General features: G+C 65.0%; 11 protein-coding genes. 6 read left to right on the forward strand and 5 right to left on the reverse strand.

Going from position 1 to position 14,492, the window contains the following annotated elements:
* Position 1: 1 nt before the first annotated feature.
* Genes AOZ07_RS13360 through AOZ07_RS13370 form a run of 3 tightly spaced genes read right to left on the reverse strand, consistent with a single transcriptional unit; the run spans position 2 to position 3,307 of the window.
* Positions 2-904, reverse strand: a complete 903-nt coding sequence (locus AOZ07_RS13360) for an ABC transporter permease (RefSeq protein ID WP_060702427.1) — start codon at positions 902-904, stop codon at positions 2-4.
* A complete protein-coding gene (locus tag AOZ07_RS13365; protein WP_060702428.1) occupies positions 901-2,037 on the reverse strand; it encodes an ABC transporter ATP-binding protein in 1,137 nt (378 codons plus the stop codon). The genes AOZ07_RS13360 and AOZ07_RS13365 overlap by 4 nt, the downstream gene beginning before the upstream one ends.
* Before the next feature lie 43 nt (positions 2,038-2,080).
* Positions 2,081-3,307 (reverse strand): ABC transporter substrate-binding protein, encoded by a 1,227-nt coding sequence (locus tag AOZ07_RS13370; protein WP_060702429.1) that lies wholly within the window; start codon positions 3,305-3,307, stop codon positions 2,081-2,083.
* Between the two features lie 215 nt (positions 3,308-3,522).
* Here AOZ07_RS13370 and AOZ07_RS13375 point away from each other — a divergent pair, with 215 nt between their 5' ends.
* The 3 genes from AOZ07_RS13375 (at position 3,523) to AOZ07_RS13385 (ending at position 6,592) form a co-directional block, all read left to right on the forward strand.
* On the forward strand, positions 3,523-3,990 hold the full coding sequence (locus AOZ07_RS13375) for an Lrp/AsnC family transcriptional regulator (protein ID WP_060702430.1): 468 nt from the start codon (positions 3,523-3,525) through the stop codon (positions 3,988-3,990).
* Positions 3,987-5,366 carry an aspartate aminotransferase family protein gene (locus AOZ07_RS13380; RefSeq protein WP_060702431.1) on the forward strand — a complete coding sequence of 460 codons (1,380 nt, stop codon included), beginning with the start codon at positions 3,987-3,989 and terminating at the stop codon, positions 5,364-5,366. Before AOZ07_RS13375 ends, AOZ07_RS13380 begins: the two co-directional genes overlap by 4 nt.
* A 167-nt stretch (positions 5,367-5,533) precedes the next feature.
* Entirely contained in the window at positions 5,534-6,592 is a 1,059-nt protein-coding gene (locus AOZ07_RS13385) for an ImmA/IrrE family metallo-endopeptidase (protein ID WP_060702432.1), read from the forward strand.
* A gap of 9 nt (positions 6,593-6,601) precedes the next feature.
* Here the strand turns inward: AOZ07_RS13385 and AOZ07_RS13390 are convergent, their stop codons facing one another.
* Both AOZ07_RS13390 and AOZ07_RS13395 read right to left on the reverse strand, forming a co-directional pair.
* A complete protein-coding gene (locus tag AOZ07_RS13390; protein WP_060702433.1) occupies positions 6,602-8,347 on the reverse strand; it encodes an HNH endonuclease in 1,746 nt (581 codons plus the stop codon).
* A 92-nt stretch (positions 8,348-8,439) separates the two neighbouring features.
* Positions 8,440-9,966 (reverse strand): PucR family transcriptional regulator, encoded by a 1,527-nt coding sequence (locus tag AOZ07_RS13395; protein ID WP_060702434.1) that lies wholly within the window; start codon positions 9,964-9,966, stop codon positions 8,440-8,442.
* 118 nt (positions 9,967-10,084) lie between these two features.
* On the opposite strand from AOZ07_RS13395, the gene AOZ07_RS13400 reads away from it, so the two are divergent.
* Genes AOZ07_RS13400 through AOZ07_RS13410 form a run of 3 tightly spaced genes read left to right on the forward strand, consistent with a single transcriptional unit; the run spans position 10,085 to position 14,389 of the window.
* Positions 10,085-11,587: a CoA-acylating methylmalonate-semialdehyde dehydrogenase gene (locus tag AOZ07_RS13400; RefSeq protein ID WP_060702435.1), complete on the forward strand. Its 1,503-nt coding sequence runs from the start codon at positions 10,085-10,087 to the stop codon at positions 11,585-11,587.
* Between the two features lie 7 nt (positions 11,588-11,594).
* Positions 11,595-12,968 (forward strand): aspartate aminotransferase family protein, encoded by a 1,374-nt coding sequence (locus tag AOZ07_RS13405; protein ID WP_060702436.1) that lies wholly within the window; start codon positions 11,595-11,597, stop codon positions 12,966-12,968.
* 59 nt (positions 12,969-13,027) lie between these two features.
* Positions 13,028-14,389 carry an FAD-binding oxidoreductase gene (locus AOZ07_RS13410; protein WP_236995191.1) on the forward strand — a complete coding sequence of 454 codons (1,362 nt, stop codon included), beginning with the start codon at positions 13,028-13,030 and terminating at the stop codon, positions 14,387-14,389.
* Positions 14,390-14,492 lie beyond the last annotated feature (103 nt).

Consider the following 14,492-nt stretch of genomic DNA (forward strand, 5'->3'; position numbering starts at 1 on the left):
GCTACATCAACTCCTCGGTGCCAAAGCGGCGGATATAGATCGTGACCAGGATCAGGATCGAAATCATCAAGACGAAGCTCAGCGCCGAGGCGCCGGGGTAGTCGATGACCTTGAAGAATCGCGAATCGATCACCTGCCCGATCATCGTCGTATCGCGGTTGTTGCCCAGCAGCGCCGAGTTCACGTAGTCGCCGGCCGCCGGGATGAAGGTCAGCAGCGTGCCGGCAAAAATGCCCGGCGCGCTCATCGGGAGCGTGACCTTGGCGAAGGAGCTGATCGGGCTGGCATACAGGTCCCCGGACGCTTCGAGCAGGCGGGTATCAAGCCGGCCGAGGTTCGCGTAGATCGGCAGCACCATGAAGGGCAGGAAGTTATAGGTCAGGCCGGCCACCACCGCGATGGGCGTGGCGGTCAGGTGCCCGTCAGCTGGCAGGATCGCGATGAACTTCAGCGACTGGGCGACAAATCCTTCATCGGCCAGGATCTGCTTCCAGGCCTGGGTGCGCAGGATGAAGCTGGAGAAGAACGGGGCGATCAGCAGCACCAGCAGGATGCCCTGCAATAGCGTGCGCTCACGCAGCCGCACGGCCACCAGGTACGCCATCGGGAAGCCGATCAGCAGCGCCAGCACCGTGGCGATCAGCGCAAACCAGAAGGAGCGCAGCAGTTCTGGCCAGTAGGCCGAGAGCACCGTGGCGTAATTGCCCAGCTCGAAACCGGGAACAAATTCGCCGATCTCCGCTCCCGGCGGCTTCACGTACAAGCTCATGGCCAGCAGGATGACCACGGGCAGGGCGAAGAACAGCGCCAGCACCAGCAATCCGGGGGAAACCAGGTAGATTCCGGTGCGGTTCTTGCGCTTTTCCGCTCGCACCTCGTCCTTGCTGCGCAGATCGACGCTCATGATTCGACTCCGGCATTCACGCTTTCGTCCCCGGCCAGCCCGAAGGAGTGCTCGGCGTCCCAGGCCAGGAACACGGTATCCCCTTCCTGGGCCGGCTGCTGTCCGCGGTTCTGCGAGAAGGTGCCGATCAGGCCGATCTGCTCCACCTCGACCAGGTACTCGGTCGTGGTCCCGGTGAAGGACACGTCGATCACGGTGCCAGAAAGCTGGTTGTCCCCGGCCACCGCCACCCGGTCGATGGTGATCTTCTCAGGGCGGACCCCGATCACCACCTCGCCGGCAGTTTGCACCGCCCGCTGAGCCGGAAGCAGGATCGTGCGCCCGGAAACATCCACGCTGAGCATGCCGTTCTCCTGGCCGGTGACCATGCCCCGCATCAGGTTCGATTTGCCCAGGAAGTTGGCCACAAAGGCGGTGCGCGGCAGTTCATAGAGGTCGCGCGGGGCGCCCATCTGCTCGATCCGCCCGCCGTTCATCACCGCGACCACGTCGGCCATGGTCATGGCCTCCTCCTGGTCGTGGGTGACGTGGATGAAGGTCAAACCCACCTCGGTCTGGATCTTCTTCAGCTCCAGCTGCATTTGCCGGCGCAGCTTCATATCCAGCGCGCCCAGCGGCTCGTCCAGCAGCAGCACCTGCGGGCGGTTGACCAGTGCGCGGGCCAGAGCCACACGCTGCTGCTGGCCGCCGGAGAGCTGGGCCGGCTTGCGGTTGGCCAGGTGCGAGAGCTCCACCAGCTCCAGCCCGGCCTTGGCCTTCTGCATCGCCTGCGGGTCCTTTTTGCGCTTCAGGCCAAAGGCCACATTTTCCAGCACCGACATGTGCGGGAAGAGCGCGTAGGACTGGAAGACCGTATTCACCGGGCGCCGGTGGCTGGGCAGCGCAGTCACATCCTGCCCGCCGATCGAAATGCTGCCTTCGCTGGGCGCTTCGAGCCCGGCGATCATGCGCAGGGTGGTGGATTTGCCGCAGCCCGAGGGGCCGAGCAGCGCAAAGAATGTTCCGGAGGGAACCAGCAGATCCAATTCCTCGACGGCGGTGAAGCTGGCGAAGCGCTTCGAAATGCCCGACAGGTTCAGATCGGCCCCCGCCGAGGTCTCGGTGCTTTCGGTTCGTTCTGCCAATGTAGTCATACCCCTATCACTTCCTGGTCAATTGCTCTGGGCCAAGCCTGGCTCAGGCGCCGATGGCTTCTTGGAATTGCGAGCCCAGCGTGGACTCTTCCTCGCCGTCCAGCGAGCGGAAGACGTGGGCATTGGCCAGATCCTCGTCGGTCGGGAAGATCAGCGGGTTCCCCACCAGTTCCGGATCGATTTTCTCCATCTCTTCTTTGGCGCCGAGCACCGGGCAGATGTAGTTCACGTAGGCGGCGACCTCGGCGGCCACCGCAGGATCGTAGTAGAAGTCCATGAGCTTTTCGGCGTTGGCCTTGCGCGGCGACGCGACCGGAACCATCAGGTTGTCGCTCCACAGGGTGCCGCCGGCCTCCGGAATCACGAACTCCCACTGGTCATCGTTCTCGAAGTTCATCTGGACCAGGTCCCCGGACCAGACGATGCCGGCGATCGCGTCCCCGGAGATGAAGTCCTGCTTATAGGAGTTGCCCTTGACCTGGCGGATCTGGCCGTTGTCGATGTTCTGGCGCAGCACGTCGGCGGCAGCGCCGAATTCGGTCTCGCCCCACTGGCCCGCGATGTCCACGCCGTTTTGCAGCATCAGCAGGCCCATGGTGTCGCGCATCTCGTCGAGCACCGTCACACGGCCTTTCAGCGCTGGATCCCAGAGGTCTTCCACGCTCTTCAGGCCCTTCGGGAACGCCTTCTTGTTCCAAGCGATGCCCGCATAGCCGGTTTGCCAGGTCAGCGAGTGCTTGCGGCCTGGATCGAAGTCGACATTCTGCAAGGTTGGCAGCAGATTCGCCGAGTTCGGGATGTTGTCGAGGTTCAGTTCCTGGGTGTAGCCCTGGCGGATCAGGCGCCCGGCCATCCAGTCGGTGAGCGTGATGATGTCCTGGCCGATGTCCTGGCCGGACTTCAGCTGGCCCTGCACCTTGCCGTAGTAGGAGTCGTTGCCATCGATGTCTTCGGCGTAGTTGACCTTGATGCCTGTCTTCTTGGTGAAGGCGTCGAGGGTCGGGTAGGTCTTCTTCTTGTCGTCATAATCCAGGTACAAGGTCCAGTTGGCCCAGTTCACGGAGGGATCGGACTCGGAAATATCAGTCACCGACACCTCGGATTTCGTTCCGCTGGAGCCGCCGGTGCCGCAGGCTGCCAGCAATCCGGTCAAGCCCAGCGCCCCGGCGGTGGACAGCACAGACCGGCGGGAGAAGCTTCGCTGGCCCATGGCTTGGACCAGCGCGCGAATTTGTGGATCTTGCGGTAGTCGTCGTTGCGAGTGCGACATGGCATCCGTCCTAACATCTGCGAAATGTGATCTGGCACATACTGAATGTGATGACGTTTATCCTGTCAGCTATGCAAAAGCCAAACAAGACCTAAACAAAAGATTCCTCAGATATTTAACGAATCTGAAACGAGAAACTTACAAAAATAACCCTTTCGCAACTGAATCAGTGGATGTAGGGTCGGTTCCAAGCCCAATGACCCAAGGAGGTCGATATGACGTTACCCTCGCACTCAGCACAGGCCATCGATGAAATTTCCAAGGAAATCATCGAGCAGCTGCAGGAAGACGGGCGCCGTTCCTATGCCGCCATCGGCAAAGCAGTCGGCTTGAGCGAAGCCGCAGTGCGCCAACGCGTGCAGAAGCTGGTCGAGAGTCGCGTTATGCAAATCGTCGCAGTCACCAACCCATTGGAGCTGGGATTCACCCGCCAGGCGATGATCGGCGTCGTTGCCAACGATGACATCAGCGGCACCGCCGACCGCATTGCCGAGCTTCCCGAGGTGGACTACTGCGTAGTCACCACCGGAAGTTCCGACATCCTTGCCGAGGTCATCTGCTCGAACGACGAGGACCTGCTTCGGGTGATCGGAACCATCCGCGGAATCCAAGGCGTGGTCAGCACCAATACCTTCACCTACCTTTCACTGAAAAAACAGGAATACAACTGGGGAACACGATGAACACACCACGTGGTACCGATCGACAGCAGGCCGCTCGCGATCACCTTTGGATGCACATGGCCCGGCATTCCGGGATCTCGCAAGGCGCGCAGGTTCCGATCATTGCGCGCGGCGAGGGGCACAAGATCTACGACGATTCCGGACGCGAGTACTTCGACGGACTGGCCGGGCTGTTTGTGGTCAACGCCGGCCACGGACGCGCCGAGCTGGCCGAAGCGATGGCGAAGCAGGCAGAGAAGCTGGCCTTCATGCCGCTGTGGTCCTACGCCCATGAACCAGCAATTGACCTGGCGGAGCGCCTGGCCAGCTACGCGCCGGGCGACCTGAACCGCGTCTTCTTCACCACCGGTGGAGGCGAAGCGGTGGAATCGGCCTTCAAGCTGGCCAAGCAGCACTTCAAGATGAAGGGCAAGCCCGGCAAGACCAAGGTCATCTCCCGGGCGCTGGCTTACCACGGCACCCCGCAGGGCGCCTTGGCCATCACCTCGCTGCCCGATATGAAGACCCCCTTCGAGCCGCTGGTGCCTGGCACCTTCCGCGTGCCGAACACCAACTTCTACCGCGCACCGGAAATGTATGCGGAGAACGAGAAGGACTTCGGGCTGTGGGCCGCCGAGCGCATCCGCGAGGCCATCGAATTCGAGGGCCCGGATACCGTGGCCGCCGTCTTCCTGGAGCCGGTGCAGAACTCCGGCGGCTGCTTCCCGCCGCCGCCGGGCTACTTCGACCGGGTCCGCGAAATCTGCGACGAATACGACGTGCTGCTGGTTTCCGACGAAACCATCTGCGCCTTCGGGCGCATCGGCTCGATGTTCGCCTGCAACGACTTCGGCTACGTGCCCGACATCATCACCTCGGCCAAGGCCCTGACCAGCGGCTACGTCCCGCTGGGCGTGATGGTCGTTTCCGACAAGCTCTTCGAGCCCTTCACCAAGGGCGACACCACTTTCTACCACGGCTATACCTTCGGCGGGCACCCGGTGGCGGCCGCGGTGGCGATGGCGAACCTGGATATCTTCGAGCGCGAAGGGCTCAACGAGAACGTCAAGAACAACGCCGACGCCTTCAAATCCACGCTGTCCAAGCTCAAGGATCTGGACATTGTGGGCGACGTGCGCGGGGCCGGCTACTTCTACGGGATCGAGCTGGTCAAGGACAAAGCCACCAAGGAAACCTTCAGCGACGAAGAGTCCGAGCGGCTGCTGCGCCAATACCTCTCCCCCGCCCTGTGGGAGGCCGGACTATATTGCCGAGCCGACGATCGCGGGGACCCGGTCATCCAGCTGGCGCCGCCGATCACCATCGGGCAGCCGGAATTCGACCAGATCGAATCCATCCTTCGCACGGTGCTGAAGGAAGCCGCCAACAAGATCTAGTGTTTTATGGCCCGCAGGTGCAACCTGTGGGCCATAAATCTGCATGTCAGCGTCATATGAAGCACCAAGTCTTCACGCTTTGCCGCTCAATTGGTGCTTTGTGTCATAGGCCACTAGTCTGTGGTCTAGGACGATGAAGATCGCCTTTGGAAGATGGCAGGAAGCTCATGACTTTGGAACCGACCAGAATCAGGCTCGCACGCGAACGTGCAGCTTTGAGCCGGTCTGCCCTGGCCGCGTCACTGGGCATCTGCGAGCAGGAGCTGGCCCAGGCACCGGAGCGGCTGGGCGATGAATTGGCCGCCGCGCTCGGATGCACCCCGCGCTTCTTCCACCTGCCTGCCGCCAGCGGCATCGATACCGAACGCATCTTCTTCCGCAGCCCCCGGCGAACCAGCACCGCGCAGAAGCGGGCCGCTGCCGCCGCCGGCCGAACCGGCGTGGAGCTCTATCGCCTGATCACCCAGAATTTCGCCCTGCCAGCCACCGAAGTCCCGGACCTGACCGGATATTCGCCGGCCGATGCGGCCGTGCAACTGCGCCTGGACTGGCAGCTTGGCTGCGGCGCGCTGCCCGATGTGCTGCACCTGCTCGAATCCCACGGGGTCAGGGTGCTGAGCCTGCCCCCGGAACTCGAAGCGGTGAAGACCTTCAGCTTCTGGGAGGACTCCCAGGCCTACATCTTCCTGGCCTCCGGGTCCGCGAAGGCCAGGCGTTTTGCCCTCGCCCACGAACTGGGGCACCTGCTGCTGCATTCGTCCTTGGGCGCAGGCAGCGAACAGGTAGCGGCTGCGGAATTGGAAGCCGATCAGTTCGCCGCTCAGCTCCTGCTGCCGGCCTTGTCCCTGCAAATGCGGATTTCCGATTCCCTGCAGATCCCGCAGCTGCTGACCCTCGAAGCACATTTCGGCGTGCCGGCCACGGTGATCCTGGCCCATAGCCGGGCCAGCGGGTTGCTCGGCGAAAAGGCCTACTGCTGGCTATCCCAGGAGATCGCGCTCGAAGCGCCGGCACCGGTGCAGCCAGTGACCTCCCGCGTCTTCTCGATCGTCTTCCCTTCGCTGCAGCTGGAGCATCGAGCCAGCACCTCGGTGATCGCCCGCGAGCTGGGACTGCGCGAACAGCACATCCACGAGCTGACGTTCGGGCAGGCCTTTGTCGTGCTGGCTGGCCAGAACGAGCAAGAGCCCGGCGAGATCCATCGCGGGCACCTGCGCGCACTCTAGCCCGTGTCCTCAGGGGTCGACGATTTCCATTTCGAGCTGGCCTGCACGCCATTGCGCGGTCATGCGCTGCGCCAGCTCCTCGGCGGCCAAGGCCTCATCGGGAGTCATGAAGTAGGTGTTGATCCGCAATTGCTGTTCCGGGTCCAGATCCGGCGATAGCAGGACCATGGGGCGGCAGCCGGGGATCTTCACCGCGTGGAACAGCCCGCAGTGCCGTTCCACGTGATGAACCGGGCAGCACAGGGACGCCGAATGGATGTCGGTGCATCCGCCGTTCTCCCAAGCGTCCAGATGGTCCAGTTCGCAGCGTTCGACGGGCATCGCGCAGCCCGGGTAGGCGCACCCGCGGTAGGCGGCGCGGATCGCCCGGCCCTGCGCCTTGGTGAACAGGCGCTGGGTTCGGCCCAGGTCAAGTGGCAGAGATTGGCCGTTGAGGATGACCGGAAAGATTCCGGCGTTGCACATGGCGGCGCGCAGTTCACCGGGCGAGAACGCCAGCCCCGAGGAGCTCACGGCATAGCGCGGTGCTCCGCTGAGCATTTTCTCGTAGTCCAGAATAATGCTGACTTGCGCGGTGGCCAGGCCAGCACGCCTGGCGCTTGTCCCGTCATTGGCTTGATGGTCCTCACTGGCTCGATGGTCTTTGAGCAATAGCGCCATGAGGCCGATCAGCCGGCGCCGTTCGGGTTTCAGATCCTCCCATGCAGGTGCGGGCTCAACGGGCCTGGCTTCGACTTCTGGTTCGGTGTCGGGCTCCGCGTTGGCGCCCAGTGCAGGTTCGGAATCCGGTGCAGGTTCGGAATCCGGGCCGGCGCCGGAATCCGGGCCGGGCGGGCCGGTGTTGCCTTCGCGGGCCCAGTCGGGCTTGGTGGCTTCATCGTCCCAGCCCTCGCCCGGATCGCCGGTGAATGCGGCTTCGGCTTCCTGCAATCCCTGGCGGTCCCCGGCCTGCGTGGCGGGGTTGCCGGTGCGGGCGAAGTGCGCTTCGATCACCGCGGCCTGGGAGGGCAGAACGCGCAGGATGTATTCGATCAAGCCGCGGCGGGTGCCCCGGCGGAAGAGGCCGACCTCGTCCAGCAGCGCTTTGAGCGGGCGCTTGCCGGCTTTGACCTGGGCGACCATGTCGGCGATGTGCTTGCGCGCGGATTTGGGCTCGCTGTGGATCAGCGCCCGGGCGTCGGACTGCAGGCGCTGTTTTTGCTCGGCCCCGGCCGCGCCATCGGGCAGGTCCTTGCGGGTGGAGTGCAGCTTCAGCGCGGTGGCGGCCACCAGGCGCGCATCGATGGCGGGTTCGGCGAAGTCCGCGGCCAGCTCTTCGAGCCACGGTGCGAGGGGCTGCCCGGCCTCGTCCACGCCGCCGATCAGGCAGTCGGCTTGGATGAGCCGGTCGTGGGCGGCACTGCGCGGAATATCCAACCAGTCCTGCAGGAAGGAACGGGCCGAGCGGAAGGCGGTGCGCCCGGCGGTGGTTTGGCCTTCGGCGGCGGCGAGGTTGGACAAGCTGGGATCGGCGCCGGCCTGGGCCACGGCTTGCAGGGAGGGCTGGTCGAGCTTGTGGGCGCCGCTGCGCCGCACGGCGTGGGCGACGTGGATCTGCGCGCGGGATTGGGCTGCGCCCAGCTGCTCGGCCAGGATCCCGAAGCAGGCGGCGTGGCCGGCAGCGATTCCGGGATCGCTGAGCGCAGCGGTGGCTGAAGTGATCAGCCGGGCCGCGGTGGCCAGATCGGCCAGCGCCTGGGTTGTTGCTGTGCTCATGTCCCCCAGCGTGCACGGGTGCGCGGGCGGCGGAGCTGCGCCGGGATCGAACTGTGGAGAACTTCGGCGGGGACAGCCCCGGCCGGCGGGGCTCAGCCGTGCATGCGGTACCAGAGCAGTGCGACCTGCAGGCTGGCGCGGGATTCGGCGGAGTCCAGCACCACGCCGAGCTTTGCTTCGAGCTTGGCCAGCCGGGAGTAGAGCGTGGGGCGCGAGAGGTAGCCGGCCTTGGCCAGGGCGGACTTGTTTCCGCTGTGCGCGAGGTAGAGCTCGAGCAGGTCCAGGGCAGGTTCGTCGACGGGGTTGAGCAAGGAGGCCAGCTCGGCGTGGGCGAAGGTGCGCATCCGGGGGTCGCTGCCCATGGCCGAGAGCACCCCGCGCAGGCGCAGGTCGGCAAAGCGGTAGTAGGGCTGGGCGCGGGTAGGCAGGTGCGGCACGATTTCCGCCACCTGCGCGGCTTGTTCCAGCCCGGTAATCGCCGCGCCCAGGGTGCCTTCGGGCCCCACGCCGATGGCCACCGGCTCGGCCCGCTGCTCGGCCAGCCGGCGGGTGAAGCCCTGCAGGGTGGAGTCGATCAGTTCGCGGGCGCGCACCGGCAGCAGGATCGAGAGGTAGCCGGGCTTGCGCAGGCCGGCGAGGATGCCCAGGTGCATGGAATCGGCGAGCTGGTCGAGCTCCTCGAGCAAGGCGCGGTCGGCCAGCTGGGTTTCGGTGGCGCTGGCCGCGGCGGAGGTGGAAATGACCACCGGGACATAGTAGGCGGCCGGGGCCAGGCCCAGGGCCTGGGTGCGGATGGACAGCTCCTTTTCGCTGTAGCTGTGCCCGGCGGCCAGTTCGTGCAAGGTGGCGGTGCGGGTCTGGTAGAGCAATTCGCGCTCGTCGCGTCCGGAAAGCCGGGCGATGGTCAGGGCCTGGCCGGCGCGTTCCAGGACCAGGGCGGCCCGGTCGTCGTCCTGCAATTGGGCCGGGACGATCAGCCGGCCCCAGCGCCGGCGGGCCGCGCCCACCGGGGTTTGCAGCCAGTTCTCCGCTCCGGTCGCCCGTCCGGTGTGCTGGAGGTAGCCGACGAACTTGGAGCGGTTGATCCAGTCCTCCAGGTGGGCGTCGGCGTGGGCAAGCACCCGGTGGCGGACATCTTCGAGCACCACCGGGGCGCGCAGCAGCTCGGCGGTGCGCGCGACGATGTCGGCCTCGTCGGCCTCGGACAGGGAAAGCCCGGTGTAGATTTCGTGCACGGTGCGGGAGAATTGCACGGCTTCGAGCTGCTGGGCCACGAGCAGCTGGTGGATGACTTCGGTGATCGCCACGAAGCGGGTGCGGCGGCGCAGCACGATGACCGGCAGGCCCAGGTCCGCTGCGGAAATGTCGCTGCCGGTGGTGTCCTCGATGATGACCGCGGCCGCGCCGGCGGCGCGCAGGGCGGTGATGAAGCCCCGGACGTCGCTGACGTTGCGCAGGGTGGTGAGCACCAGTTCGCGCCCCAGGAGCAGCTCGGTGTTCTCGCTGGATTCGGTCACGTGCACCCAGCGCAGTTCGGAGTCCAGCCCGTCGGCGCAGAGGATCCGGGGGTCGGCGGCTTGGACCACCGGCAGTTGCAGGACCTCGTTGACCGTCAGCATTTTTTACACTCCGTAATCGTTCTTACATAAATCATGACACAGTAACGGTGTTCCCGGTCACCGCAATGACCCATGATGAAGGAAAGCCCGATGAAGGACCGTGAAAGGAACACCCGCGATGAGCACCACGCTGACCGACACCCTGCAGCACTGGATCAACAACGCCGCCTACTCCGCCAACGAGCGCACCGGCAACATCTACAACCCGGCCACCGGCGAGATCACCCGCACCGTGCAGCTGGCCTCCAAGGCCACCACCGAGGTGGCCATTGCCGCGGCCGCCGAGGCCTTCCCGAAGTGGCGCGACACCTCGCTGGCCCGCCGCACCGCGATCATGTTCAACTTCCGCCAGCTGCTGGCCGAGCGCAAGGGCGAGCTGGCCGCCATCATCACCGCGGAGCACGGCAAGGTGCTCGACGACGCGCTGGGCGAGGTAGCCCGCGGCCTGGAAGTGGTGGAGCTGGCCTGCAACGCCCCGTACCTGCTCAAGGGCGAATACTCGCAGAACGCCTCGACCGGTGTTGACGTGCAGTCGCTGCGCCAGCCGGTCGGCGTCTCGGCCATCATCTCCCCCTTCAACTTCCCGGCCATGGTCCCGCTGTGGTTCTTCCCGGTGGCCATCGCCGCCGGCAACGCCGTGGTGCTCAAGCCATCGGAGAAGGACCCGACCGCATCGATCTGGCTGGCCCAGCTCTTCGCGGAGGCCGGCCTGCCCGAGGGCGTGCTGAATGTGGTGCACGGCGACAAGGAATCGGTGGACACCCTGCTGACCGACCCGCGGGTCAACTCGGTATCCTTCGTCGGCTCCACCCCGATCGCCCAGTATGTCTACTCCACCGGCACCGCCCACGGCAAGCGCGTCCAGGCCTTCGGCGGAGCGAAGAACCACATGCTGGTGCTGCCCGACGCCGACCTGGACCTGGCCGCCGACATGGCCGTGAACGCGGGCTTCGGGGCGGCCGGCGAGCGCTGCATGGCGATCTCCGTGGTGGTGGCGCTGGAATCCATCGCCGATGAACTGGTGGCCAAGATCGCCCAGCGCGCCAAGACGCTGCGCGTGGGCGAGGGAACCCGCGGCTGCGATATGGGCCCGCTGATCACCGGCGAGCACAAGGCCAAGGTGGCCGGCTACATCGACGCCGGAATCGAGGCCGGGGCAGAGCTGGTGATCGATGGCCGCACCGGCACCGTGGATGCCGACGGCGAGGGCTTCTTCCTGCACCCGACCCTCTTCGACAAGGTCGGCACCGGCATGTCCATCTACACCGATGAGATCTTCGGCCCGGTGCTCTCGGTGGTCCGCGTCGAGTCCTTCAACGACGGGATCGACCTGATCAACTCCTCGCCCTATGGCAATGGCACCGCGATCTTCACCAACGACGGTGGAGCGGCCCGCCGCTTCGAGGACGAGATCCAGGTGGGCATGGTCGGGGTGAACGTGCCGATCCCCGTCCCGGTGGGCTACCACTCCTTTGGCGGCTGGAAGGCCTCGCTGTTCGGCGACCAGCACGCCTACGGCCCGGAGGGCTTCAAATTCTTCACCCGCAACAAGGTGGTCACCAAGCGCTGGCTGGATCCCAGCCACGGTGGCATCAACCTCGGCTTCCCGCAGAACGACTAGGAGCATCATGAGCGAGCAAGCAATCGCACAGGTCCAGATCACCGAAGAGCAGATCGCCGCCGGGCGCCGCGCGTACGAGCTGGACCGCGAGCATGTGTTCCACTCCTGGCAGGCGCAGGGCCCCTTCGACCCGATGACCATCTTGAAGACCGAGGGGTCCTATGTGTGGGACGGCGAGGGCAACAAGCTGATCGACCTGTCCAGCCAGCTGGTCAATACCAATATCGGCCACCAGCACCCCAAGGTCATCGCGGCTATCGTCGAGCAGGCAGGCAAGCTGGCGACCATCGCGCCGCAGCATGTCAATGACGCGCGTTCCGAGGCGGCCCGGCTGATCGCCAAGCACACCCCGGGCGAGCTGGACAAGATCTTCTTCACCAATGGCGGGGCGGATGCGGTGGAGCATGCGGTGCGCATGGCCCGGCTGCACACCGGCAAGCACAAGGTGCTCTCGTCCTACCGCTCCTACCATGGCGGCACCCACCTGGCGGTGAATATCACCGGGGATCCGCGGCGCTTCGCCTCGGATCATGCCAGCGACGGGGTGGTGCGCTTCTTCCCTGCCTACCCCTACCGCTCCTACTTCAACTCGGCCACCTTGGAAGAGGAAACGCAGCGGGCGCTCAAGCACCTGGAGGACACGATTCTCCTGGAGGGACCGGGCACCATTGCCGCGCTCATCCTTGAGTCGATTCCGGGTACCGCCGGCATCTACCTGCCGCCTCCCGGATACCTCCAGGGCGTGCGCGAGCTGACCAAGAAGCACGGCATCGTGTATATCGCCGACGAGGTCATGGCCGGCTTCGGCCGCAGCGGCGAATGGTTCGCGGTGAACCACTTCGGCGTGGTCCCGGACCTGCTGACCTTCGCCAAGGGCGTGAACTCCGGCTACGTGCCGCTGGGCGGGGTGGCCATCAGCCCGCAGATCTTCGAGACCTTCCGGGAGAGGGCCTACCCTGGCGGGCTGACCTATTCGGGCCACCCGCTGGCTTGCGCCGCGGCCGCAGCCACCATCACCGCGATGGAGGACGAGGGCATGGTGGAGAACGCCAAGCGCTTGGGCGAGGAAATCATCGGGCCCCGCCTGGCACAGTTCGCCGCCGATCACCCGTCGGTGGGCGAGGTGCGCGGCACCGGGGTGTTCTGGGCCATCGAGCTGGTGAAGAACCGCGAGACCCGTGAGCCGCTGGCAGCCTATGGCGGCAGCAGCCCGGAGATGAACCAGGTGATTGGCGCCGCGAAGAAGGCCGGCTTGCTGCCGTTCGCCAACTTCAACCGGCTCCATGTGGTTCCGGCGATGAACATCCAGGACGAGGTGCTCATCGAAGCGCTGGATCGCCTGGAGCAAGCGCTGATCGTCGCTGACAGCTTCGTCGAATAAGCACCTGGCTGGCAGGAAGGCATGAGCCTTCCTGCCAGTTTTCTTTTTGCGGGAGGACCATGATGATTTCAGAAAGCAACCAGCAGCTCTTGGACGCCCATCCCAGGGCTTCGGTTGATCCGGATGACCGGGCACGGGCCAGCGTGGATCGCTCGGGGTTCATCCCGCAAAGCTTCGCCGACGGGGTGATTTTCGCCCAGGACGTGGATGACGTTGTGCTCACCATGAAGCTGGCCCAGGAACACGGCGTGAAAATCGTCCCGCGCGGGGCAGGCACGGGCCTTGCGGCAGGTTCCTGCGCCCAGGCTGGCGAGGTGGTGCTGGACCTGTCGGCGATGAACCAGATCCTTTCGCTGGATCCCGTGCAAGGGATCGCGGTGGTCCAGCCCGGAGTTATTAACGCGGCAGTGAACCAGGCAGCCTTGGAGCACGGATTGTTCTATGCCCCGGACCCGGCCAGCACCGCTATTTGTTCCATCGGCGGCAACATTGCGACGAATGCCGGGGGCATGTGGTGCGCCAAGTACGGGGTGACCCGTGAATCGGTGCTCAGCTTGCTGGTGGTGCTGCCCGATGGGCAGCTGCTGCGCACCGGGCGGCGCACCATCAAGGGCGTGGCCGGCTATGACATGAATGCGCTGATGATTGGCTCGGAGGGAACCTTGGGCATTGTGGTCGAGGCGATGCTGCGGTTGCGCCCGAAGCCGAAGCACACTGCCACCCTGGTCGCCTACTTCCCCGATGAGTCGTCGGCGGCCTTGGCGGCTTCAGCGGTGGCAGCCGCCGGGCTGACACCATCGGTGCTGGAACTCATGGACGGCAAAACACTCGGCGCGGTGGATGCCGCTTTGGGAACCGATCACCACAACCGCGGTGGTGCGCTGCTGCTCGCCCAAACCGATGGCTACGGTGCGCACTTGGAAGTGCAGGCGTTGCAGGAGGCCATCGGGCCATTAGCCGGACACAGCGAATTGGCTGTAGACCCGCAGCATGCCGATGCTCTGCTCGAAGCCCGGCGCCAGGCCATCCCCAGCGTGGAAAAACTGGGTACGGTGTCGATCTGCGATATCGGAGTCCCACGCAATCGGCTAGCCGAGGCGATCCACGGGCTGCAGCGGATCGAAGCCGAACGCGCTGTATCGATTTTCATCATTGCCCACGCGGCCGATGGAAACCTCCATCCGATCATCATCGTTCCCCGCGGGCAGTCGATTACTTCAGGTGCCCCCAAGGCAGCCTTGGCGGACATGTTCCATCTGGCCAAGGATCTGGGCGGGACATTGACCGGCGAACACGGCATCGGCTTGCTCAAGCAGGACTGGCTTGCCGAAGAACTGGGAGAAACTTCGTTGCAGCTGCAGCGCCGGCTGCGTGCCGTCTTCGATCCGCAGGGAATCCTGAATCCTGGCAAGGCGATCTAGCCTGGCTTACGCCGCCTGACTGGGCACAGCCCGGCCAGGGACCAATACCCTTGGATAGATTTTGGCACGGCCATCGTTGTTCCGATGGGTGCTAACGCCTCCT

The sequence above is a fragment of the Glutamicibacter halophytocola genome (assembly GCF_001302565.1).
In the GTDB taxonomy this organism is placed as follows: Bacteria; Actinomycetota; Actinomycetes; order Actinomycetales; family Micrococcaceae; genus Glutamicibacter; species Glutamicibacter halophytocola.

Bases quoted from the DNA above. Each gene is read 5' to 3' on its own strand.
- AOZ07_RS13370 (WP_060702429.1), bottom strand. From the start codon at position 3,307: ATGTCGCACTCGCAACGACGACTACCGCAAGATCCACAAATTCGCGCG.
- AOZ07_RS13390 (WP_060702433.1), bottom strand. From the start codon at position 8,347: ATGAGCACAGCAACAACCCAGGCGCTGGCCGATCTGGCCACCGCGGCC.
- AOZ07_RS13360 (WP_060702427.1), bottom strand. From the start codon at position 904: ATGAGCGTCGATCTGCGCAGCAAGGACGAGGTGCGAGCGGAAAAGCGC.
- AOZ07_RS13375 (WP_060702430.1), top strand. From the start codon at position 3,523: ATGACGTTACCCTCGCACTCAGCACAGGCCATCGATGAAATTTCCAAG.
- AOZ07_RS13410 (WP_236995191.1), top strand. From the start codon at position 13,028: ATGATGATTTCAGAAAGCAACCAGCAGCTCTTGGACGCCCATCCCAGG.
- AOZ07_RS13400 (WP_060702435.1), top strand. From the start codon at position 10,085: ATGAGCACCACGCTGACCGACACCCTGCAGCACTGGATCAACAACGCC.
- AOZ07_RS13365 (WP_060702428.1), bottom strand. From the start codon at position 2,037: ATGACTACATTGGCAGAACGAACCGAAAGCACCGAGACCTCGGCGGGG.
- AOZ07_RS13395 (WP_060702434.1), bottom strand. From the start codon at position 9,966: ATGCTGACGGTCAACGAGGTCCTGCAACTGCCGGTGGTCCAAGCCGCC.
- AOZ07_RS13405 (WP_060702436.1), top strand. From the start codon at position 11,595: ATGAGCGAGCAAGCAATCGCACAGGTCCAGATCACCGAAGAGCAGATC.
- AOZ07_RS13385 (WP_060702432.1), top strand. From the start codon at position 5,534: ATGACTTTGGAACCGACCAGAATCAGGCTCGCACGCGAACGTGCAGCT.
- AOZ07_RS13380 (WP_060702431.1), top strand. From the start codon at position 3,987: ATGAACACACCACGTGGTACCGATCGACAGCAGGCCGCTCGCGATCAC.